At 67.3% G+C, this 22,216-nt stretch carries 14 protein-coding genes, 1 tRNA gene and 3 rRNA genes; 4 read left to right on the top strand and 14 right to left on the bottom strand.

The window, feature by feature from the left end; translation table 11 throughout:
* Positions 1–267 precede the first annotated feature (267 nt).
* Positions 268–3,021, top strand: coding sequence for a SpoIIE family protein phosphatase (locus ACFZP7_RS25480; RefSeq protein WP_031015342.1), 2,754 nt, complete (start codon positions 268–270; stop codon positions 3,019–3,021).
* A gap of 55 nt (positions 3,022–3,076) precedes the next feature.
* Here ACFZP7_RS25480 and ACFZP7_RS25475 read toward each other — a convergent pair.
* The 8 genes from ACFZP7_RS25475 to thyX form a co-directional block, all read right to left on the bottom strand.
* Positions 3,077–3,152, bottom strand: a tRNA-Thr gene (locus ACFZP7_RS25475).
* Between the two features lie 78 nt (positions 3,153–3,230).
* Positions 3,231–3,893 carry a DegT/DnrJ/EryC1/StrS family aminotransferase gene (locus ACFZP7_RS25470; protein WP_019325747.1) on the bottom strand — a complete coding sequence of 221 codons (663 nt, stop codon included), beginning with the start codon at positions 3,891–3,893 and terminating at the stop codon, positions 3,231–3,233.
* Positions 3,894–4,007: 114 nt separating this feature from the next.
* Positions 4,008–4,124 (bottom strand): 5S ribosomal RNA (rrf, locus tag ACFZP7_RS25465).
* 87 nt (positions 4,125–4,211) lie between these two features.
* Positions 4,212–7,332: ribosomal RNA gene (locus ACFZP7_RS25460) — 23S ribosomal RNA — on the bottom strand.
* 298 nt (positions 7,333–7,630) lie between these two features.
* Positions 7,631–9,156, bottom strand: a 16S ribosomal RNA gene (locus tag ACFZP7_RS25455).
* Together the 16S, 23S and 5S rRNA genes form the textbook arrangement of a ribosomal RNA operon.
* Before the next feature lie 490 nt (positions 9,157–9,646).
* On the bottom strand, positions 9,647–11,332 hold the full coding sequence (locus ACFZP7_RS25450; RefSeq protein WP_030977408.1) for a ribonuclease J: 1,686 nt from the start codon (positions 11,330–11,332) through the stop codon (positions 9,647–9,649).
* A gap of 153 nt (positions 11,333–11,485) precedes the next feature.
* Complete coding sequence (gene dapA, locus ACFZP7_RS25445; RefSeq protein WP_385635904.1) at positions 11,486–12,385, bottom strand: 4-hydroxy-tetrahydrodipicolinate synthase; 900 nt, start codon at positions 12,383–12,385, stop codon at positions 11,486–11,488.
* A gap of 232 nt (positions 12,386–12,617) precedes the next feature.
* On the bottom strand, positions 12,618–13,358 hold the full coding sequence (gene thyX, locus ACFZP7_RS25440; protein WP_031022161.1) for an FAD-dependent thymidylate synthase: 741 nt from the start codon (positions 13,356–13,358) through the stop codon (positions 12,618–12,620).
* Between the two features lie 200 nt (positions 13,359–13,558).
* Between thyX and ACFZP7_RS25435 the strand changes: the two genes are divergently transcribed.
* Together ACFZP7_RS25435 and ACFZP7_RS25430 are read left to right on the top strand one after the other, a co-directional pair.
* On the top strand, positions 13,559–13,798 hold the full coding sequence (locus ACFZP7_RS25435) for a hypothetical protein (RefSeq protein WP_019330988.1): 240 nt from the start codon (positions 13,559–13,561) through the stop codon (positions 13,796–13,798).
* Between the two features lie 118 nt (positions 13,799–13,916).
* Positions 13,917–14,471, top strand: coding sequence for a PH domain-containing protein (locus ACFZP7_RS25430; protein WP_109202846.1), 555 nt, complete (start codon positions 13,917–13,919; stop codon positions 14,469–14,471).
* Positions 14,472–14,553: 82 nt separating this feature from the next.
* On the opposite strand, the gene ACFZP7_RS25425 is transcribed toward ACFZP7_RS25430, so the two are convergent.
* The 5 genes from ACFZP7_RS25425 to rpsO form a co-directional block, all read right to left on the bottom strand.
* Positions 14,554–15,009, bottom strand: a complete 456-nt coding sequence (locus ACFZP7_RS25425; RefSeq protein WP_031022166.1) for a tetratricopeptide repeat protein — start codon at positions 15,007–15,009, stop codon at positions 14,554–14,556.
* Positions 15,010–15,034: 25 nt separating this feature from the next.
* Positions 15,035–15,787 carry a 4-hydroxy-tetrahydrodipicolinate reductase gene (dapB, locus tag ACFZP7_RS25420; RefSeq protein WP_019330985.1) on the bottom strand — a complete coding sequence of 251 codons (753 nt, stop codon included), beginning with the start codon at positions 15,785–15,787 and terminating at the stop codon, positions 15,035–15,037.
* Positions 15,788–15,816: 29 nt separating this feature from the next.
* A complete protein-coding gene (locus tag ACFZP7_RS25415; protein WP_019330984.1) occupies positions 15,817–17,196 on the bottom strand; it encodes a pitrilysin family protein in 1,380 nt (459 codons plus the stop codon).
* Positions 17,193–19,412 carry a polyribonucleotide nucleotidyltransferase gene (locus ACFZP7_RS25410; protein WP_031022169.1) on the bottom strand — a complete coding sequence of 740 codons (2,220 nt, stop codon included), beginning with the start codon at positions 19,410–19,412 and terminating at the stop codon, positions 17,193–17,195. The genes ACFZP7_RS25415 and ACFZP7_RS25410 overlap by 4 nt, the downstream gene beginning before the upstream one ends.
* A gap of 322 nt (positions 19,413–19,734) precedes the next feature.
* Entirely contained in the window at positions 19,735–20,022 is a 288-nt protein-coding gene (gene rpsO, locus ACFZP7_RS25405; protein ID WP_019330982.1) for a 30S ribosomal protein S15, read from the bottom strand.
* A 301-nt stretch (positions 20,023–20,323) separates the two neighbouring features.
* Between rpsO and ACFZP7_RS25400 the strand changes: the two genes are divergently transcribed.
* Complete coding sequence (locus ACFZP7_RS25400) at positions 20,324–20,620, top strand: DUF397 domain-containing protein (protein ID WP_019330981.1); 297 nt, start codon at positions 20,324–20,326, stop codon at positions 20,618–20,620.
* 27 nt (positions 20,621–20,647) lie between these two features.
* Here ACFZP7_RS25400 and ACFZP7_RS25395 read toward each other — a convergent pair whose 3' ends face one another.
* Complete coding sequence (locus ACFZP7_RS25395) at positions 20,648–22,189, bottom strand: PQQ-binding-like beta-propeller repeat protein (protein WP_385635901.1); 1,542 nt, start codon at positions 22,187–22,189, stop codon at positions 20,648–20,650.
* Positions 22,190–22,216: the final 27 nt, after the last annotated feature.

Genomic DNA, 22,216 nt, shown 5'->3' with positions numbered 1-22,216 from the left:
GGGCTGCTGCCCGCCGCACGAGGTGCGCATTCGGACTGCCCGGACCTTCACAGGAAGCCTGCCCAGTGTTTCACCCCGGCCGAACCAGGCCATAACAGTTCGGCAGCTTCGCACATCGTCCGCACACCCTCTGGGCGGAAACACTGCAGACCGGCATCCGCATGGACGGCGAAGGTAAGTAACCTTGCATGCGGCTGTCCAGCCGTGCCGGTCCGTCCGGCCTGGGCGGTGGCACGGAGACGAGCGGGCATCGGAGGGGCGGCCGGAATGACCACCGGACTGATCCCGGGGGAGCAGCCCCCGGATCCCGGGCCGACGGATGGACTGCCGCAGCAGCGGAGCGAGCCGGTCGGCCATGAGGCCGTGCACGGGGAGAGAGGGTCGAGGAGTTCTGTGATCACCGCGCGGGCGGCCGCCAGCTTCGAGCCCGTCGGACGATCGGTGGCGAGCGCCCGGTCCTTCGTCCGCGACACGCTCCAGGGCTGGGGCCATGCCGACATCGTCGACGACGCCGTGGTGCTCACCAGCGAGCTGGTGACCAATGCCGTGGTGCACGCCGGTACCACCGCCGACGTGGTCTGCCTGCGCAGCGACGACGGCGTACGGATCGAGGTCGCCGACCACTACCCCGAGCGCGAGGTCCCGCTCCAGGGCTCCCCCGCCTCCATGGGCAGTCTCGACCGCGAGGGCGGACGCGGCCTCCAGCTCTGCGCGGCCCTGGCCGACCGCTGGGGCGTCGAGTACACGCCCACGCTCAAGAACGTCTGGTTCCACCTCCATCTGCCCGAGCGCCCGGTCGGCACCCGCGCCGCCGGCCCCTCCCTCCCCGCCGACCTGCTGCCGCTCGCCGACGGGCGCGTCCGCGTCGCCGTCGTCCAGATCGACCGCACCGGCGCCGTCACCTCCTGGAACGAGGACGCCGGGGAGCTGTTCGGCTACACAGCCGAGCAGGTCGTCGGCAAGCCGCTGACCGACCTCGCGGCCTGGCCGCACACGCCGGGCACCAGCACCGGCATCGCCGAGGCGCTCCGGCTCTCCCGCTGGGAGGGCAGCTACGGCATAAGGGACGCCAACGGCCGCGTCACCCCGGTGTACGCCTCCCACCTGCGCGTCCGCGACGCCGGCGGCGAGCCCTCCACGGTCTGCCTCCTCGTGCGCGATCACGAACGCGCCGTCCTGCAGACGCCGTTGCGCGTACCGTCGTCCGACGGCGGCGCCTCCTCCGAGGGGCAGAGCGCCGACCCCTTCGAGGTGTTCATCGGCTCCCCCGCCCCGGACGACCTCGACGGCCTCCTCCAGCGCACCGTCGAACGGGCCCGCGACATGCTCGACGCGGACGCCGCCTTCCTGCTCCTGGCGACCGACGACGAGACGGAGTTGGAGGTCCGCGCCTCCACCGGACTGCCCTCCGCCCGCCAGCGCTTCGCCCGCGTCCCCGTCGAGGCCGGCCCCGGCCGTTACGGCTCCGCGCGGATGCCCGCCGTCCACGACGACCTGGCCGCGGTGCCGGGCGCCGTCCCGCTGCTCAACGGCACCGGCATGCGCTCGGTCGTCACCGTCCCGCTCAAGGTCGAGGGCCGCCTCACCGGCTCCCTCGGCGTCGCGGCCGAGGCCGCCGGCCGGTACTCCAACGAGGAGGCGCTGCGCCTCCAGTTCGCCGCCGACCGCATCGCGCTGGCCGTCGAGTCCGCCCGTCTGGGCGAGCTGGAGCGTCTGCGCCGCGGCTCCCTCAGCTTCCTCGTCGAGGCGTCCGACCTCCTCGCCGGCACCCTGGACCGCGACCAGACCCTGGCCCTGATGGCCCAGATGACGGTCCCCACCCTGGCCACCTGGTGCGCCGTCTACACCATCGCCGACCAGGCTTCGGAGCCGTACCTCTCCTACGTCCTGCACGAGGACGAGGAACTCATCGACGGCATCAAGTCCCTGCTCTCGAAGATCGCCCCGCCCGACCCGGTACCGACCCCGGGCGCCCGCGTCTGGTCGGCACCCGGCGAGCTGGCCCACCAGGCCGCCCTGCGCACGTCCATGCGCGACCTGGGCCTCAACAGCGGTACGACGCCCCAGCTGAACACCGGCATCGGCCCGACGCTCGCCACGGCGGCCGCGGTCGGCGGCGAGACCGTGGTCCTCCCCCTGGTCGCCCGCAACCGCGTCATCGGCATGCTGACGCTCGGCAAGCCGACCGACGAGCACTTCCGCCAGGAGATCCTGGAACTCGCCGAGGACCTCTCCCGCAGGGCCGCCCTGGCACTCGACAACGCCCGCCTCTACTCCGAGCGCACGGCCATCAGCCAGTCCCTCCAGCGCAGCCTCCTGCCCCCGGAGCTGCCCGTCATCGACGGCGTCGAGGTAGAGGTCATCTACCGCGCGGCCGGCGAGGGCAACGAGGTCGGCGGCGACTTCTACGATCTCTTCCCGATCAGCGACGACGCGTACGGCTTCGCCATCGGCGACGTCTGCGGCACGGGACCCAACGCGGCGGCCGTCACGGGCCTGGCCCGGCACGCCCTGCGCCTGCTGGCCCGCGAGGGCCTGAGCGGGCCGGCGGTCCTGGAGCGCCTCAACTCCGCCATCCTCGACGAGGGCGCCCGCAGTCGCTTCCTCACCCTGCTGTACGGCGAGATGCGGCCCCAGGAGGACGGCAGTGCCGAGCTGAAGGTGGTCTGCGCCGGCCACCCGCTCCCGCTCCGCCTGCGCCAGGACGGCACGGTCGAACCGGCCGCCGAGCCCCAGCCCCTCCTCGGCGTCATCGAGGACCTGGAGCTGTACGAGCAGACGGTCACCCTCGACCCAGGCGACGTCCTGCTCTGCGTCACGGACGGGGTCACCGAACGGCGGGAGGGCACGCGCATGCTGGGCGACGACGGCCTCGCCGACGTCCTCACCACGTGCACGGGGCTGACGGCGGGCGCGGTGGCGGCGCGCATCATGCGGGCCGTCGAGCGGTTCGCGTCGGACGCCCCGTCCGACGACATGGCGATCCTGGCCATGCGCGTCCCGGAGCCGCACGCGGACTGACCGGCCGCGTCAGGGCATGAGAAAGGCCCCGCCCGATGGGCGGGGCCTTTCTCTGTGGAGCCCCCAAACGGAATCGAACCGTTGACCTTCTCCTTACCATGGAGACGCTCTGCCGACTGAGCTATAGGGGCCTGTCGCTTTTCGAGGTTTCCCTCGCGGCAACGGAATAGATCATACCCCGAACAGAGCGGTGCTCCCAACCACGCCTTTCAGAAGGCCGGCTGCAGCAACCCGCCCAAGGCGTTGCACGCCGAGACGATCCGCTGCATGTCCCGCTTGGTCAACGACGCGTCGACCGGCAGCGCCAGCGTCTCGTCGGCCGCGCGCTCGGTCTCCGGCAAAGAAACGCACCGACGGAAGCCGGGCATGCGGTGCACGGGCGTCTTGACCGGCACTCTGCACTCGACCCCGCGCCCTCGCACGGCCCGGGCGAAGGCATCGCGATCGGGCCGCCCGTTGCCCGGCACCCGCACCACGTACTGCTGATAGGTGTGCCCGTCCCCCCAGCCCGGAGTGCGCACTCCCCTCAACTTCCCGTCCAGATAGGCCGCCCGCTGCCGACGCTGCGCTATCTCGTCGTACGGCGCCTCCGACTCCCCCTGCTCCAGCACCAGCAGTCCGTGCCGCCGGCCGACCTCGTGCAGCGCCCCCATGTCCGCCGGCCGCCCGAACCGGTGCACGGCGACCAGGGCCGCGGTCCGGGACGTCAGCGCGGTCTCCACCGCCGAGGCGTCCAAGCAGTACGTGTCCGGATCTATGTCGGCGAACACCGGCGACGCCCCTACCAGGGCCACGGCCTCGGCGACTTCCACGTTCCCGAAGGCAGGTACGACGACCTCGTCGCCGACGCCCACGCCGGCGGACCTGAGCATTGCAGCGGTACCCATGCCGCCGATGCTCGTAGCGCAACGTGAACTTCAAGTGACGGTAAACAAAAAAGGGTTGGACCCTGAACCGAAGTTCGGGGTCCAACCCTTTCAATAATTGTTCGGCGGCGTCCTACTCTCCCACAGGGTCCCCCCTGCAGTACCATCGGCGCTGTAAGGCTTAGCTTCCGGGTTCGGAATGTAACCGGGCGTTTCCCCTACGCTATGACCACCGAAACACTATGAAACTGACAACCGCACCGTCCGTGACCATGGACGGGGTTGTTCGTGGTTTCAGAACCAACACAGTGGACGCGAGCAACTGAGGACAAGCCCTCGGCCTATTAGTACCAGTCAACTCCACCGGTTACCCGGCTTCCATATCTGGCCTATCAACCCAGTCGTCTACTGGGAGCCTTACCCTCTCTAGGAGGTGGGAGTCCTCATCTCGAAGCAGGCTTCCCGCTTAGATGCTTTCAGCGGTTATCCCTCCCGAACGTAGCCAACCAGCCATGCCCTTGGCAGAACAACTGGCACACCAGAGGTTCGTCCGTCCCGGTCCTCTCGTACTAGGGACAGCCCTTCTCAAGACTCCTACGCGCACAGCGGATAGGGACCGAACTGTCTCACGACGTTCTAAACCCAGCTCGCGTACCGCTTTAATGGGCGAACAGCCCAACCCTTGGGACCGACTCCAGCCCCAGGATGCGACGAGCCGACATCGAGGTGCCAAACCATCCCGTCGATATGGACTCTTGGGGAAGATCAGCCTGTTATCCCCGGGGTACCTTTTATCCGTTGAGCGACGGCGCTTCCACAAGCCACCGCCGGATCACTAGTCCCGACTTTCGTCCCTGCTCGACCCGTCGGTCTCACAGTCAAGCTCCCTTGTGCACTTACACTCAACACCTGATTGCCAACCAGGCTGAGGGAACCTTTGGGCGCCTCCGTTACCCTTTAGGAGGCAACCGCCCCAGTTAAACTACCCATCAGACACTGTCCCTGATCCGGATCACGGACCCAGGTTAGACATCCAGCACGACCAGACTGGTATTTCAACGACGACTCCACCCACACTGGCGTGCGAGCTTCAAAGTCTCCCAGCTATCCTACACAAGCCGAACCGAACACCAATATCAAACTGTAGTAAAGGTCCCGGGGTCTTTCCGTCCTGCTGCGCGAAACGAGCATCTTTACTCGTAGTGCAATTTCACCGGGCCTATGGTTGAGACAGTCGAGAAGTCGTTACGCCATTCGTGCAGGTCGGAACTTACCCGACAAGGAATTTCGCTACCTTAGGATGGTTATAGTTACCACCGCCGTTTACTGGCGCTTAAGTTCTCAGCTTCGCCCCACCGAAATGGAGCTAACCGGTCCCCTTAACGTTCCAGCACCGGGCAGGCGTCAGTCCGTATACATCGCCTTACGGCTTCGCACGGACCTGTGTTTTTAGTAAACAGTCGCTTCTCGCTGGTCTCTGCGGCCACCCCCAGCTCACGGAGTAAATCCGATCACCAAGAATGGCCCCCCTTCTCCCGAAGTTACGGGGGCATTTTGCCGAGTTCCTTAACCATAGTTCACCCGAACGCCTCGGTATTCTCTACCTGACCACCTGAGTCGGTTTAGGGTACGGGCCGCCATGAAACTCGCTAGAGGCTTTTCTCGACAGCATAGGATCATCCACTTCACCACAATCGGCTCGGCATCAGGTCTCAGCCTTGTGTGCGACGGATTTACCTACCGCACGGCCTACACCCTTACCCCGGGACAACCACCGCCCGGGATGGACTACCTTCCTGCGTCACCCCATCACTCACCTACTAACCGCTTGGTTCAGCGGCTCCACCACTCCCCTCAACTCCGAAGAGATCAGGGCGGCTTCACGGCCTTAGCATCACGATGCTCGATGTTTGACGCTTCACAGCGGGTACCGGAATATCAACCGGTTATCCATCGACTACGCCTGTCGGCCTCGCCTTAGGTCCCGACTTACCCTGGGCAGATCAGCTTGACCCAGGAACCCTTAGTCAATCGGCGCAAACGTTTCTCACGTTTGTATCGCTACTCATGCCTGCATTCTCACTCGTGAACCGTCCACAACTCGCTTCCGCGGCTGCTTCACCCGGCACACGACGCTCCCCTACCCATCCATACAGGCGTTGGCCCTGTTGTATGAATGACACGACTTCGGCGGTACGCTTGAGCCCCGCTACATTGTCGGCGCGGAATCACTAGACCAGTGAGCTATTACGCACTCTTTCAAGGGTGGCTGCTTCTAAGCCAACCTCCTGGTTGTCTGTGCGACTCCACATCCTTTCCCACTTAGCGTACGCTTAGGGGCCTTAGTCGATGCTCTGGGCTGTTTCCCTCTCGACCATGGAGCTTATCCCCCACAGTCTCACTGCCGCGCTCTCACTTACCGGCATTCGGAGTTTGGCTAAGGTCAGTAACCCGGTAGGGCCCATCGCCTATCCAGTGCTCTACCTCCGGCAAGAAACACACGACGCTGCACCTAAATGCATTTCGGGGAGAACCAGCTATCACGGAGTTTGATTGGCCTTTCACCCCTAACCACAGGTCATCCCCCAGGTTTTCAACCCTGGTGGGTTCGGTCCTCCACGAAGTCTTACCTCCGCTTCAACCTGCCCATGGCTAGATCACTCCGCTTCGGGTCTTGAGCGTGCTACTGAAACGCCCTGTTCGGACTCGCTTTCGCTACGGCTACCCCACCCGGGTTAACCTCGCAACACACCGCAAACTCGCAGGCTCATTCTTCAAAAGGCACGCAGTCACGAGACACCAGCAAGCTGATGTCCGACGCTCCCACGGCTTGTAGGCACACGGTTTCAGGTACTATTTCACTCCGCTCCCGCGGTACTTTTCACCATTCCCTCACGGTACTATCCGCTATCGGTCACCAGGGAATATTTAGGCTTAGCGGGTGGTCCCGCCAGATTCACACGGGATTTCTCGGGCCCCGTGCTACTTGGGTGTCTCTCAAGCAAGCCGCTGACGTTTCGACTACGGGGGTCTTACCCTCTACGCCGGACCTTTCGCATGTCCTTCGCCTACATCAACGGTTTCTGACTCGCCCCACGGCCGGCAGACCGTGGAAGAGAGATCCCACAACCCCGCACACGCAACCCCTGCCGGGTCTCACACGTATACGGTTTGGCCTCATCCAGTTTCGCTCGCCACTACTCCCGGAATCACGGTTGTTTTCTCTTCCTGCGGGTACTGAGATGTTTCACTTCCCCGCGTTCCCTCCACACTGCCTATGTGTTCAGCAGCGGGTGACAGCCCATGACGACTGCCGGGTTTCCCCATTCGGACACCCCCGGATCAAAGCCTGGTTGACGACTCCCCGGGGCCTATCGTGGCCTCCCACGTCCTTCATCGGTTCCTGGTGCCAAGGCATCCACCGTGCGCCCTTAAAAACTTGGCCACAGATGCTCGCGTCCACTGTGCAGTTCTCAAACAACGACCAACCACCCATCACCCCGGGACAACATCCCGAGTGCACTGGGGCCGGCACTGAAGGAAGTTCATTCCCTCAGACACCCAACAGCGTGCCCGACACCCTCGCCACTCACTCTCCCGTTCCACGCCGAAGCAGTACTAGGAAGACAAGCTGGTCAAGTGTGCCGAGTAGTCAACGTTCCACCCATGAGCAACCAGCATCAGACGTTCGCTGATGTACTGGCCTCTGAACCAAGCAAGCTTGGCTTAGAAGTGCTCCTTAGAAAGGAGGTGATCCAGCCGCACCTTCCGGTACGGCTACCTTGTTACGACTTCGTCCCAATCGCCAGTCCCACCTTCGACAGCTCCCTCCCACAAGGGGTTGGGCCACCGGCTTCGGGTGTTACCGACTTTCGTGACGTGACGGGCGGTGTGTACAAGGCCCGGGAACGTATTCACCGCAGCAATGCTGATCTGCGATTACTAGCGACTCCGACTTCATGGGGTCGAGTTGCAGACCCCAATCCGAACTGAGACCGGCTTTTTGAGATTCGCTCCACCTCGCGGTATCGCAGCTCATTGTACCGGCCATTGTAGCACGTGTGCAGCCCAAGACATAAGGGGCATGATGACTTGACGTCGTCCCCACCTTCCTCCGAGTTGACCCCGGCGGTCTCCCGTGAGTCCCCAGCACCACAAGGGCCTGCTGGCAACACGGGACAAGGGTTGCGCTCGTTGCGGGACTTAACCCAACATCTCACGACACGAGCTGACGACAGCCATGCACCACCTGTACACCGACCACAAGGGGGACCCTGTCTCCAGGGTTTTCCGGTGTATGTCAAGCCTTGGTAAGGTTCTTCGCGTTGCGTCGAATTAAGCCACATGCTCCGCCGCTTGTGCGGGCCCCCGTCAATTCCTTTGAGTTTTAGCCTTGCGGCCGTACTCCCCAGGCGGGGCACTTAATGCGTTAGCTGCGGCACGGACAACGTGGAATGTTGCCCACACCTAGTGCCCACCGTTTACGGCGTGGACTACCAGGGTATCTAATCCTGTTCGCTCCCCACGCTTTCGCTCCTCAGCGTCAGTATCGGCCCAGAGATCCGCCTTCGCCACCGGTGTTCCTCCTGATATCTGCGCATTTCACCGCTACACCAGGAATTCCGATCTCCCCTACCGAACTCTAGCCTGCCCGTATCGACTGCAGACCCGGGGTTAAGCCCCGGGCTTTCACAACCGACGTGACAAGCCGCCTACGAGCTCTTTACGCCCAATAATTCCGGACAACGCTTGCGCCCTACGTATTACCGCGGCTGCTGGCACGTAGTTAGCCGGCGCTTCTTCTGCAGGTACCGTCACTTTCGCTTCTTCCCTGCTGAAAGAGGTTTACAACCCGAAGGCCGTCATCCCTCACGCGGCGTCGCTGCATCAGGCTTTCGCCCATTGTGCAATATTCCCCACTGCTGCCTCCCGTAGGAGTCTGGGCCGTGTCTCAGTCCCAGTGTGGCCGGTCGCCCTCTCAGGCCGGCTACCCGTCGTCGCCTTGGTGAGCCGTTACCTCACCAACTAGCTGATAGGCCGCGGGCTCATCCTGCACCGCCGGAGCTTTCGAACCTCGCAGATGCCTGCGAGGATCAGTATCCGGTATTAGACCCCGTTTCCAGGGCTTGTCCCAGAGTGCAGGGCAGATTGCCCACGTGTTACTCACCCGTTCGCCACTAATCCCCACCGAAGTGGTTCATCGTTCGACTTGCATGTGTTAAGCACGCCGCCAGCGTTCGTCCTGAGCCAGGATCAAACTCTCCGTGAATGTTTACCGGTAATCCGGTTGACACCACGAGAGCGGAACGCCGGGAGGAATAGTCCCGACGTTCACAGCGTCCTCGCTGTGTTTTTCCAAAGGAACCTCAACCCGATCGAACCGATCAGGTCGGGGTATCAACATATCTGGCGTTGACTTTTGGCACGCTGTTGAGTTCTCAAGGAACGGACGCTTCCTTTGTACTCACCCTCTGGGGCTTTCCTCCGGGCGCTTCCCTTCGGTCTTGCGTTTCCGACTCTATCAGATCTTTCCGATCCGATTTCCTCGGTGCTTTCTAGGTTCCCGCTTTCGCGTTTCCCTTTCCGGCGGTTCCGACTTTATCAGAGATTCTGAGTCGGGATTTCCACCCCCGGGATCCCCTCCACGAAGTGGTCGGGTGCCCGTCCGAGCGGAGATGTAAACGTACTGGAGCGGGGCGCCTCGATGCAAATCGAGGCGCCCCGCTCCTGGTTGACGCTGCCGGCGAGCCGACGGTCCGTCAGACCTCCACCACCACGGGCAGGATCATCGGACGGCGCCGGTACGTGTCCGAGACCCACTTGCCGATGGTCCTGCGCACCAGCTGCTGGAGCTGGTGGGGTTCGACGACCCCGTCCTGGGCCGAGCGCTCCAGTGCTTCGACGACCTTCGGGAGCACCGCGGCGAAGGCCGAGTCCTCGATACCGGAGCCCCGCGCCTGGACGTGCGGCCCGCCCGTGATCTTGCCGGTGGACGAATCCATGACCACGAAGACCGAGATGATGCCCTCGTCACCGAGGATCTTGCGGTCCTTGAGGGCCGGCTCGCCCACGTCGCCGACCGACAGGCCGTCGACGTAGACGTATCCCGCCTGGACCTTGCCGGAGATCTTCGCCTTGCCCTCGACGAGGTCGACGACGACGCCGTCCTCGGCGATGACGATGCGGTCGTGCGGGACGCCGGTCAGGGCGCCCAGTTCGGCGTTGGCGCGCAGGTGGCGCCATTCGCCGTGGACCGGCATCAGGTTCTTGGGGCGGCAGATGTTGTAGAAGTACAGCAGCTCGCCGGCCGAGGCGTGGCCCGAGACGTGGACCTTGGCGTTGCCCTTGTGGACGACGTTGGCGCCCCAGCGGGTCAGGCCGTTGATCACGCGGTAGACCGCGTTCTCGTTGCCCGGGATGAGGGAGGACGCCAGGATCACCGTGTCGCCCTGGACGATGCGGATCTGGTGGTCCCGGTTGGCCATGCGGGAGAGGGCGGCCATCGGCTCGCCCTGGGAGCCGGTGCAGACCAGGACGACTTCGCTGTCCGGGAGGTCGTCCAGCGTCTTGACGTCCACGACCAGACCCGGCGGGACCCTCAGGTAGCCGAGGTCACGGGCGATGCCCATGTTGCGGACCATGGAACGGCCGACGAAGGCGACCCGGCGGCCGTACTCGTGGGCCGCGTCCAGGATCTGCTGGATGCGGTGGACGTGGCTGGCGAAGCTCGCCACGATGATCCGCTTGCGGGCGCCCGCGAAGACCGTGCGCAGCACGTTCGAGATGTCGCGCTCGGGCGGGACGAAGCCCGGGACCTCGGCGTTCGTCGAGTCCGAGAGGAGAAGGTCGATGCCCTCCTCGCTCAGGCGCGCGAAGGCGTGCAGGTCCGTGAGGCGGCCGTCCAGCGGGAGCTGGTCCATCTTGAAGTCGCCGGTGTGGACCACCATGCCCGCGGGAGTGCGGATGGCGACGGCCAGCGCGTCCGGGATGGAGTGGTTGACCGCGACGAACTCGCAGTCGAAGGGACCGACGCGTTCGCGGTGCCCCTCCGCCACCTCGAGGGTGTACGGGCGGATGCGGTGTTCCTGGAGCTTGGCCTCGATCAGGGCCAGGGTCAGCTTGGAGCCGATCAGCGGGATGTCCGGCTTCTCCCGCAGGAGGAAGGGGACGCCGCCGATGTGGTCCTCGTGGCCGTGGGTGAGGACGATGCCCTCGATGTCGTCGAGGCGGTCCCGGATGGACGAGAAGTCCGGCAGGATCAGGTCGATTCCGGGCTGCTCCTCCTCGGGGAAGAGCACTCCGCAGTCGACGATCAGCAGACGGCCGCCGTACTCGAAGACCGTCATGTTGCGGCCGATCTCGCCGAGGCCGCCGAGGGGCGTGACCCGCAGGCCGCCCTTCGGGAGCGCGGGGGGACGGCCCAGTTCAGGGTGCGGATGACTCAAAAGACTCTCCTCACCACACGCGCCACGTACCGGTGGGCACGTGGCGCGCGTGACGTTCGTGCAGAAGCAGTTGTCGTAGTGGGTGCGGGCACCGGTGGCCCGCCTATTCAGTTGTGAAGTCCGTGCGGTCGTGCGGTGGTGCGAAGTCTGGTGTCAGAGCTGTACCCCGCCGGCGGCAAGATCGATCTTGAGCTGGTCGGTCTCCTCGGGCGTGAGGCCGACCATGGGGGCGCGCAGCGGTCCGGCGGGCAGTCCCTGCAGGGCCAGCGCCGCCTTGGTGGTCATGACGCCCTGGGTGCGGAACATGCCGGTGAAGACCGGGAGCAGCTTCTGGTGGATCTCCAGGGCCTTCTGCACGTCACCCGCGACGTGCGCGTCCACCATGGCGCGCAGCTCGGGGGTGACGACGTGGCCGACGACCGAGACGAAGCCGACGGCACCCACCGAGAGCAGCGGCAGGTTCAGCATGTCGTCGCCGGAGTACCAGGCGAGGCCGGAGCGGGCGATGGCCCAGCTGGCGCGGCCGAGGTCGCCCTTGGCGTCCTTGTTGGCGACGATGCGCGGGTGCTCGGCGAGGCGGACCAGCGTCTCGGTGTTGATCGGGACGCCGCTGCGGCCGGGGATGTCGTAGAGCATGACCGGCAGCGTCGAAGCGTCGGCGATGGCCGTGAAGTGCTGGTACAGGCCCTCCTGCGGGGGCTTGTTGTAGTACGGCGTGACGAGCAGGAGGCCGTGTGCGCCGGTGCGCTCGGCGGCGCGGGCCAGCTCGATGCTGTGCTGGGTGTTGTTGGTGCCCACGCCCGCGACCACGTGGGCGCGGTCGCCGACGGCCTCCAGGACGGCTCGTACGAGATCCGCTTTCTCCGCGTCGCTGGTGGTGGGGGACTCGCCGGTGGTGCCGTTGACGATCAGGCCGTCGTTGCCTGCGTCCACCAGGTGGGCGGCGAGCCGCTGCGCGCCGTCGAGGTCGAGTGCGCCGTCCGCCGTGAAGGGCGTGACCATGGCGGTGAGGACCCGCCCGAAGGGGGTCTGCGGAGTGGAGGTCGGAGCCATGGGTTACACGCTACTCGTTGCTCAGGGCGGGGTCTGCCCTCGGGGGAGGCGGCGGACCGGGAGAGAGGTGGAGCCCGGCACTGCCTGCTCGGGGGTTCAAGCAGTGCCGGGTCCCTTTGATCAGGCTAGATGAACTTCTCAGAACGCCGCAATACGGACACTTCGGGTGGCTGATGCGTACATGTGTGCTCGCGGCGCGTCCAGGGCCCTGCGGCGGCCGGATTCCCGGGGGCTACGGCGCCACGCGGCCGTTGGCGTTGAAGGCGGCGTAGGTGAGCGGCATCAGCCGGGCCCACTCCTGCTCCATCTTCTCGCCGACCATCTCGATCTCGCGCTGCGGGAAGGAGGGGACCTTGGCCAGCTCGTGCTGGGTGCGCAGGCCGAGGAAGTGCATCAGCGAGCGGGCGTTGCAGGTGGCGTACATCGACGAGTAGAGGCCGACCGGGAGGACGGCGCGGGCCACCTCGCGGGCGACGCCGGCGGCGAGCATCTCCTGGTACGTCCGGTACGCCTGGAGATAGGAGTCCTCCATCGACCGGCTGACCAGCTCGTGCTGCTCGGGGGTGCCCTCGACGAAGACGTACTTGCCCGGACGGCCCTGCTGGACCAGCTTGCGGTCCCGGGCCGGCACGTAGAAGACCGGCTGGAGCTCCCGGTAGCGGCCCGACTCCTCGTTGTAGGACCAGCCGACGCGGTGCCGCATGAACTCGCGGAAGACGAAGATCGGGGCACTGATGAAGAAGGTCATCGAGTTGTGCTCGAACGGGCTGCCGTGCCGGTCCCGCATCAGGTAGTTGATCAGGCCCTTGGAGCGCTCCGGGTCCTTCCGCAGCTCGTCCAGGGACTGCTCCCCGGCGGTGGAGACACGGGCCGCGAACAGCACGTCGGAGTCGGTCGCGCTGCTCTTGACCAGCTCGACGGTGACGTCGCTGCGGAAGTCGATCTTGAAATCGTCGGCGGGGGTTTCGGTCACGGGTGGAGGGCCTTCCCATCTCGTCGCTTGGCGACGCCACTCTACGGCGGTCGGCCCCCCGCCCGCCGAATGGGGCGTTCGGTGCCGTGCCGCGATGAATTCGGTGAAACAGGGCACCCGCCGGGGCGTTCGTTCGTCTGTATGAGTAACAGCACCGGACACAGTGGTGCCCTCAGTCCCCGAAGGGAGACGCAGTTTCCATGATCCGCCGGCGTGAACCCGTGCCGTTCGCCTTCGTCGCCGAAGCCGACAGGTTCCGCAGCAATGTCACACCCCCGCCCCGGGAGCGGGCGTCCTTCGGCCAGCTCGCCGGACGCTGGCTGCTCGGCCTCACCGTCGTCGCCGGAATCGTCGGGTCCCTCGTGATCGGGATGCCCGCCCTGTCGGCCGACCAGCCGTCCTCCCACAAGCAGCCCTCACAGGCGTCGGAAGGACGTTAGCCGCGGCAGCGGACCGGCCGGCCTGACTCCATCCGGGGACCCGAAGGTGGTGACCGGAGACACAGGTCGGTAGCCTCACCGGGCACAGCACCTGCCATGGAACGAGTGAGGACCAGCCGTGCCCCTGCCCTTCCTGACGGCCGACCGCGCCTTCGACGCCACCGACGACGTCGCGCTGCCGCACGACGACCGCGACCTCTGGCGCCGGCCCTACCGGCCGGGGCCGTGGCGCGTGGGGGTGGCGGCACTGATGCTGCTGCTCGCCTCGTTCGTCCTGTTCGCGGCGGTCATCATCGCGGCGACGGACTCGCCGTCCGCGGCCGGCGTGGTCTTCGCGGTCGCGGCGGTCGTCATCGCCTGCGCGCTGCGGCTGCTGCGCATGGGCGCGTGGGTGAGCGCGCACGGGGTGCGGCACGTGAGCTTCTTCAGCACCCGCACGGTGGCCTGGCAGCAGGTCGCCAGCGTGCGGACGGTCCAGCAGCCGGTGCGCTGGCTGGGGCTGCCGCGCACCGTGCAGGGGCAGGCGCTGCTCCTGGTCCGCCAGGGGCGCTCCGGGGAGACCTTCCCTCCGCTGCTGACCACGCACAACGCCGATTTCCTCGCCCGGGAGGAAGCCTTCGACCGGGCGGCCGACACCGTGGAGGCCTGGGCCGACGAGTACGGGCGGGGCTGACCCCGGCGACGACGAAGGGCCTGGGGCCGGACCGCGGTGCGGTCCGGCCCCAGGCCCTTCGGTCTCTTCCCCGTCGGTCCGCTCAGGCCGTCTCGACGGGTTTGCCGTCGTGCAGGGCGATCGCCCGCTGCATCGCCTTGCGGGCGCGCGGGGTGTCGCGGGCGTCGTGGTAGGCGACGGCCAGCCGGAACCAGGTGCGCCAGTCTCCGGGGGCGTCCTCCGTCTCGGCCTTGCGCAGGGCGAAGACCGCGTCGGCCGAGTCACGGTCGACACGGCCGCTGGGGGTGCGCTTCAGCTCGTCGACGGGCAGGCCGCCCTCGGCGTCGAGTTCGGCGGCCAGGGCGTTGGCCTTGCGGACGAACTGGGTGTTCTTCCAGAGGAACCACACGCCGATCACCGGCAGGATCAGCACCGCGATGCCGAAGGTGACGGTGAGGGGCGTGCCGGTGCCGATGAGCAGGACACCGCGGCTGCCGACCAGGGCGAAGTAGAAGACCAGGACGGCGGCCGTGACGACGTAGGAGATTTTCGCGCGCATGAGGGGCTGTGGCTCGGTCCGGGTCTCAGTTCAGGTCCAGGAAGTGTTCCAGGCCGAAGGTGAGGCCCGGAGTGGTCACCACCCGGCGGGCGCCCAGCAGGATGCCCGGCATGAAGCTGCTGTGGTGCAGGGAGTCGTGCCGGACGGTGAGGGTCTCGCCCTCCGCGCCGAGCAGCACCTCCTGGTGGGCGAGCAGGCCGCGCAGGCGGACCGCGTGGACCGGGACGCCGTCCACGTTCGCACCGCGGGCGCCGTCCAGGGCGGTGGCAGTGGCGTCGGGCGCCGGGGCGGCGCCTGCCTTCTGCCGGGCCTGGGCGATGAGCTGCGCGGTGCGGGTGGCGGTGCCGCTGGGGGCGTCCACCTTGTTCGGGTGGTGCAGCTCGACGACCTCGACGGACTCGAAGTACGGGGCGGCGATCTGCGCGAACTTCATGGTGAGCACGGCGCCGATGGAGAAGTTGGGCGCGATGAGCACGCCCGTCTCCGGGGAGGCGTCGAGCCACGAGTTCAGCCGCGCGAGGCGCTCGTCGGTCCAGCCGGTGGTGCCGACGACGGCGTGGATGCCGTGGCGCAGGCAGAAGTCGAGGTTGTCCATCACCGAGTCGGGGGTGGTCAGCTCGACGGCGACCTGGGCGCCGGCCTCGGTCAGCGTGTCCAGGCTGTCGCCGCGGCCGAGGGCGGCGACCAGCTCCATGTCCTCGGCGGCCTCGACCGCCCGTACCGCCTCGGAGCCGATCCGGCCCTTGGCACCGAGGACGGCCACGCGCAGCTTGCTCATGATTTCGTTCGCTTCCTTACCGGGAGGGGTCAGGCGACGGCGTCGTGCAGCCGGGACGCCTGCTTGTCCTTCAGCGGGCCGATGACCGACAGGGACGGTCGGCGGCCCAGGACGTCGCGGGCGACGGCGCGGACGTCGTCCGGCGTGACCGAGGCTATCCGGGCCAGCATGTCGTCGACGGACATCTGCTCGCCCCAGCACAGCTCGCTCTTGCCGATACGGTTCATCAGCGCGCCGGTGTCCTCCAGACCGAGGACCGTGGAGCCCCTCAGCTGGCCGATCGCGCGGGCGATCTCGTCGTCGGTGAGGCCGTGCTCGGCGACGTGGTCGAGTTCGTCGCGGCAGATCTTCAGTACGTCGTGCACCTGGGAGGGCCGGCAGCCCGCGTACACGCCGAACAGGCCGCAGTCGGCGAAGCCCGAGGTGTACGAGTACACGCTGTAGGCCATGCCGCGCTTCTCGCGGACCTCCTGGAACAGGCGCGAGGACATGCCGCCGCCGAGGGCGGTGTTGAGGACGCCCATGGCCCAGCGGCGGTCGTCGGTGCGGGCCAGGCCCGGCATGCCGAGGATGACGTGGGCCTGCTCGGTCTTGCGGCCGATCAGCTCGACGCGGCCCGCGGTGCGGATGGTGCGCCGTCCGTCGCGCGGGGCGATGGGCGCGGCCACCGGGTCGCGGAAGGCGCCGGCCTTCTCGAAGGCGGCGCGGACCTGGCGTACGACCTTGTTGTGGTCGACGTTGCCGGCCGCGGCGACCACCAGGTGGGTGGGGTCGTAGTGCTTCTTGTAGAAGCGGCGGATGCGGTCGGCGGTGAGGGCGTTGACCGTGTCGACGGTGCCGAGGACGGGGCGGCCCAGCGCGTTGTCGCCGAACATGGTGTGCGCGAACAGGTCGTGCACGCAGTCGCCGGCGTCGTCCTCGGTCATCGCGATCTCTTCGAGGATCGCGCCGCGCTCGACGTCCACGTCCTCCTCGCGGATGAGCGAGCCGGTCAGCATGTCGCAGACCACGTCGATGGCGAGCGGCAGGTCGGTGTCGAGCACGCGCGCGTAGTAGCACGTGTACTCCTTGGCCGTGAACGCGTTCATCTCGCCGCCGACCGCGTCGATCGCGGAGGAGATGTCCAGGGCGCTGCGCTTGCGGGTGCCCTTGAAGAGCAGGTGCTCCAGGTAGTGGGTGGCGCCGTTCAGGGCCGGGGTCTCGTCGCGGGAGCCGACGTGGGCCCAGATACCGAAGGTCGCGGAGCGGACCGAGGGCAGGGTCTCGGTGACGATGCGCAGGCCGCCCGGGAGGGTGGTCTTGCGGACCGTGCCGATGCCGTGTTCGCCCTTGATCAGGGTTTGGGTACGGGCGACGGCCCGCGCCTCCGAGGAGGTGCGGGCCGTCGCCTTGGAGCCACGGGACGTCACTGGTCGGCGTCGTCCTTCTTCTCTTCGTCGCCCTCTTCGCCCTCGATCACGGGGATCAGGGAGAGCTTGCCGCGGGAGTCGATCTCGGCGATCTCGACCTGGACCTTCTGGCCCACGCCGAGGACGTCCTCGACGTTCTCCACGCGCTTGCCGCCGGCGAGCTTGCGGATCTGCGAGATGTGCAGCAGACCGTCCTTGCCGGGCAGCAGGGAGACGAACGCGCCGAAGGTGGTCGTCTTCACGACCGTGCCCAGGTAGCGCTCGCCGACCTCGGGCATGGTCGGGTTGGCGATGCCGTTGATCGTGGCGCGGGCGGCCTCGGCGGCCGGTCCGTCGGCGGCACCGATGTAGATGGTGCCGTCGTCCTCGATCGTGATGTCGGCGCCCGTGTCCTCCTGGATCTGGTTGATCATCTTGCCCTTGGGGCCGATGACCTCACCGATCTTGTCGACGGGGATCTTCACGGTGATGATCCGCGGCGCGTTCGGGGACATCTCGTCCGGCGTGTCGATCGCTTCCATCATCACGTCGAGGATGTGGAGGCGGGCGTCACGGGCCTGCTTGAGGGCGGCGGCCAGGACGGAGGCGGGGATGCCGTCCAGCTTGGTGTCGAGCTGGAGGGCGGTCACGAACTCCTTGGTGCCGGCGACCTTGAAGTCCATGTCGCCGAAGGCGTCCTCCGCACCGAGGATGTCGGTGAGGGTGACGTAGTGCGTCTCGCCCTCGATCTCCTGGGAGATCAGGCCCATGGCGATACCGGCGACGGGGGCCTTGAGCGGCACACCGGCGTTCAGCAGCGACATGGTGGAGGCGCAGACCGAGCCCATGGACGTCGAGCCGTTGGAGCCGAGAGCCTCGGACACCTGACGGATCGCGTACGGGAACTCCTCGCGCGTCGGCAGCACCGGCACGAGCGCGCGCTCGGCGAGGGCGCCGTGGCCGATCTCGCGGCGCTTCGGGGAGCCGACGCGGCCGGTCTCACCGGTGGAGTACGGCGGGAAGTTGTAGTTGTGCATGTAGCGCTTGCGGGTCACCGGGGAGAGGGTGTCCAGCTGCTGCTCCATGCGGAGCATGTTCAGGGTGGTGACGCCCAGGATCTGGGTCTCGCCACGCTCGAACAGCGCCGAGCCGTGCACGCGCGGGATGGCCTCGACCTCGGCGGCCAGGGTGCGGATGTCGGTGACACCGCGGCCGTCGATGCGCTTCTTCTCCTTGATGACGCGCTCACGGACCAGGGACTTGGTCAGCGAGCGGTACGCGGCGGAGATCTCCTTCTCGCGGCCCTCGAACTGCGGGAGCAGCTTCTCGGCGGCGAGCGCCTTGACGCGGTCCAGCTCGGCCTCGCGCTCCTGCTTGCCGGCGATGGTGAGCGCCTGGGCCAGCTCGGGCTTGACGGCGGCGGTGAGTGCCTCGAGGACGTCGTCCTGGTAGTCCAGGAAGATCGGGAACTCACCGGTCGGCTTCGCGGCCTTGGCGGCGAGGTCGGCCTGGGCCCGGCACAGCACCTTGATGAAGGGCTTCGCGGCGTCCAGACCGGCGGCGACGACCTCCTCGGTGGGGGCCTCGGCGCCGCCCTCGACCAGCTTGATGGTCTTCTCGGTGGCCTCGGCCTCGACCATCATGATCGCGACGTCGCCGTCCTCCAGGGTGCGGCCCGCGACGACCATGTCGAAGACGGCGTCCTCGAGCTCGGTGTGCGTCGGGAACGCCACCCACTGGCCGCGGATCAGCGCGACGCGGACGCCGCCGATCGGGCCGGAGAAGGGCAGGCCGGCCAGCTGCGTGGACGCGGAGGCGGCGTTGATCGCCACGACGTCGTACAGGTGGTCGGGGTTGAGGGCCATGATCGTCGCGACGACCTGGATCTCGTTGCGCAGGCCCTTCTTGAAGGACGGGCGCAGCGGGCGGTCGATCAGGCGGCAGGTGAGGATCGCGTCCTCGGAGGGCCGGCCCTCGCGGCGGAAGAAGCTGCCGGGGATCTTGCCGGCGGCGTACATCCGCTCCTCGACGTCCACCGTGAGGGGGAAGAAGTCGAGCTGGTCCTTGGGGTTCTTCGAGGCGGTGGTCGCCGACAGCACCATGGTGTCGTCGTCCAGGTAGGCCACGGCGCTGCCGGCGGCCTGACGGGCCAGACGGCCGGTCTCGAAGCGGATGGTGCGGGTGCCGAAGGCGCCGTTGTCGATGACGGCCTCGGCGTAGTGGGTCTCGTTCTCCACCAGCGGTTTCTCCATTACGTGTCGTCTTTTGTCCCGCGCGCCCGTGTGGCGGGGGGACGGGGCGGAGAAGCGCGCGTCCGGTGCGGGCCGGTCTTCGATCGAAGCACCCGGGGTGCAGTCCCCGGGGGCCACTACCGAGGACCGGCGGCGGCGAGGTGCGCTTCTCCTCGTTCGGTGCGCGCGTTCCGCGCGCGTTTTCGTTCGTTGTCGTGCGTCGTGCGTCTCGTGTTCTGTTACCACATTACAAAGCAGCGGCGACAGTGCGCACGTACAGCAAAGGGAGCGGCCCCCGAACGATGGGAACCGCTCCCTTCACGGCGTCTTACTTGGCGCCCGCCGCACCGCGGCGGATGCCGAGGCGCTCGACCAGCGCACGGAAGCGCTGGATGTCCTTCTTGGCGAGGTACTGCAGCAGCCGGCGGCGCTGGCCGACCAGGATCAGCAGACCACGACGGGAGTGGTGGTCGTGCTTGTGGGTCTTGAGGTGCTCGGTCAGGTCGGAGATCCGACGGGACAGCAGAGCGACCTGGACCTCGGGGGAGCCGGTGTCGCCCTCCTTGGTACCGAACTCGGTGATGATCTGCTTCTTCACTGCGGCGTCGAGCGACACGCGTACTCCTCTGGTCTGTGAGTGGCCACCGAGTGCCCCCGGTCTACGTCTCGGGGGATCTTCCGTGACTCGGAAGGCGGGGATCCGCTGGGCGCGACCTCCAGGGCTCGGGGGCTCCGGGGGCGCGTACACAAACGGCCGTCACCCAGCGTACCAGCCTGGGCGCTCGCCTCCGCGCGGGGCTCCGGCGGCGGGGCCCTCACCCCCACGGGCACGGACATGCACAAACCGCTGACCAGGCCAATCGCGGCCACTAGGGTAGCCGCACAGCCGACCGCAGGACAGGAAGGACCGAGCCGCGATGGCCGATGCCGAGGACCTCGAACTCAAGGCGCGCAAGGACCGGGAGCGGGACGAGCTCTACTCCCTCGACATCTCCGGCGTCGAATGGCACAGCGCGCCCGGCACCGAGGAGCACGAGGAGCGCGTCGAGATCGCGTACCTGCCCGCCGGTGCCGTGGCGATGCGGTCGTCGCTCGACCCGGACACCGTGCTGCGGTACACGGAGGCGGAGTGGCGGGCTTTCGTGCTGGGCGCGCGCGACGGGGAGTTCGATCTGGAGCCGGCGCCGCGGGACGGGGACGCCGGGCCGCGGTGAACCGGGGCGGAGGGGTACCGACAGGTCTCAGGGCTTCTCCGCCGCGCCGCTCCCGATGCCCAGGACCAGATAGAGCCACTCCTTCTTCTGCCCGCCCGAGGGACCGTTCGCGGACTTGCGGCCGAAGAAGATCCGGCCGTTCTGGACGACGATGTCGTTCTCGTTCATCACCGTCATCGTCTGGGCCTCGGCCGGGAGGCCGAAGTAGAGGTACGGGATCTCCTCGTCCGTGTCCGGGTCGAGCGCGACCAGCGCGTTCGGTGCGATGTGGTCCTCGCTCAGGCGCAGGGCCAGCAGCCGGTCGCCGCTCATCCGCACCGGCTGGAGCAGGGAGCCCGGGCCGGAGTCGAACTTCTTCGTCGTACGGCCCGTCTTCAGGTCGAAGCCGATGATCCAGTTGGAGACCTGCTTCTCGAGCTGGTCCTTGCTGCGGATGAAGACCTGGTCCGTGCCGACGGCGATGGTCGGGCACTCGTCGATGACCAGGTAGTCCGTGTAGGAGCAGTCGGCCACGTACGCGCCGTTGCGCAGGCTGATCGTGGCGCGGTCGCGGCCCTTGTCGTCGAGGGAGAGCAGGTCGGTGATCTCGATGTCGCCGCCCGAGACGGCGAGAACGGCCGGCTCGGTGGAGGGCACCTTGAGGTCGCGGATGCCCTCGGCGGCGGAGTAGGTCCACACGGTCCGTCCCGTGGCGGGGTCGACCTTGCGCACCTTGTAGCCGGTGTACTGGTAGGAGGTGTCCGGCACGCTCTTGTCACCGCTCCGGCACATCTGGCGGACGATCAACGCGCGTCCGCCCGCGGCGCCCATGTCCTGGCACGGGCCGGTGGCCGTGGTGGACCAGCGGCGCTCGCCCTTCTCCATGCCGTACCCGGTGGTGCCGCCGCCCCAGGTCACGACGACCGTGCCGTGCGTCAGGGTCACGCTCGGCCGGTCCTGGCCGGTGTTCGCGGCCGGTTCGGGGCCGGACGAGGAGGTGGGGAAGCGGGCCTCCCACACCATGCGTCCGTCGTCGAGGTCGACGAAGGCGACCTGGTTGCAGTAGGCGTCCTGGGCCCAGTCGTTGGCCCGGAAGAGGACGGCGGTGCGGTTGTCGCCGGTCACGTGGGGGGTGTAGCCGCAGATGGGGCCGTCCAGCCCGAGCTTCCACTCTTCCTTGCCGGGCTCGATGTCGGTGCCGACGCGCATGCCGACGAGGGTCTTGTTGATGCCCTTGGCGAGGATGCGGTCGGTGGCCCACATGCCCGGCATCTCCACGCGCTCGCCGGGGTTCATGTCGTCCACGGAGAACCGGAAGGCCATCTCCCCCACGGTGCTCGCGGGTTGCTTCTCGACCGTCTCCCGTACGTCGAGGGGGCCGGGTGCTCGCGCGGCCCCCTTCGCGTCCGGGGACGCGCCCTTGCCGCCCTCGCCGCCCCACAGGAGCCAGCCTCCGGTGCCCAACGCCGCGACGAGAACGACCGCGAGCAGTGCGGTCAGTGCCTTGCGCGCCTTCCGCCCGGGCTTCCGTTCGTGGGTCTGCGCGGCCGGCGGGGACGGGGGCATCGAGGGGGGCGGGCCGAAGCTCACGCGTGGGTCCTCTTCCTGGTCATGGGA

This window comes from Streptomyces sp. SudanB5_2050 (assembly GCF_964272335.1).
GTDB classification, from domain to species: Bacteria; Actinomycetota; Actinomycetes; order Streptomycetales; family Streptomycetaceae; genus Streptomyces; species Streptomyces rochei.
This window is presented reverse-complemented; position numbering and strand designations above follow the sequence as displayed.

Coding starts and splice junctions, on each gene's coding strand:
- ACFZP7_RS25480 (WP_031015342.1), top strand. CDS start 268: ATGACCACCGGACTGATCCCGGGGGAGCAGCCCCCGGATCCCGGGCCG.
- ACFZP7_RS25470 (WP_019325747.1), bottom strand. CDS start 3,893: ATGCTCAGGTCCGCCGGCGTGGGCGTCGGCGACGAGGTCGTCGTACCT.
- dapA (WP_385635904.1), bottom strand. CDS start 12,385: ATGGCTCCGACCTCCACTCCGCAGACCCCCTTCGGGCGGGTCCTCACC.
- ACFZP7_RS25435 (WP_019330988.1), top strand. CDS start 13,559: ATGATCCGCCGGCGTGAACCCGTGCCGTTCGCCTTCGTCGCCGAAGCC.
- ACFZP7_RS25425 (WP_031022166.1), bottom strand. CDS start 15,009: ATGCGCGCGAAAATCTCCTACGTCGTCACGGCCGCCGTCCTGGTCTTC.
- dapB (WP_019330985.1), bottom strand. CDS start 15,787: ATGAGCAAGCTGCGCGTGGCCGTCCTCGGTGCCAAGGGCCGGATCGGC.
- ACFZP7_RS25400 (WP_019330981.1), top strand. CDS start 20,324: ATGGCCGATGCCGAGGACCTCGAACTCAAGGCGCGCAAGGACCGGGAG.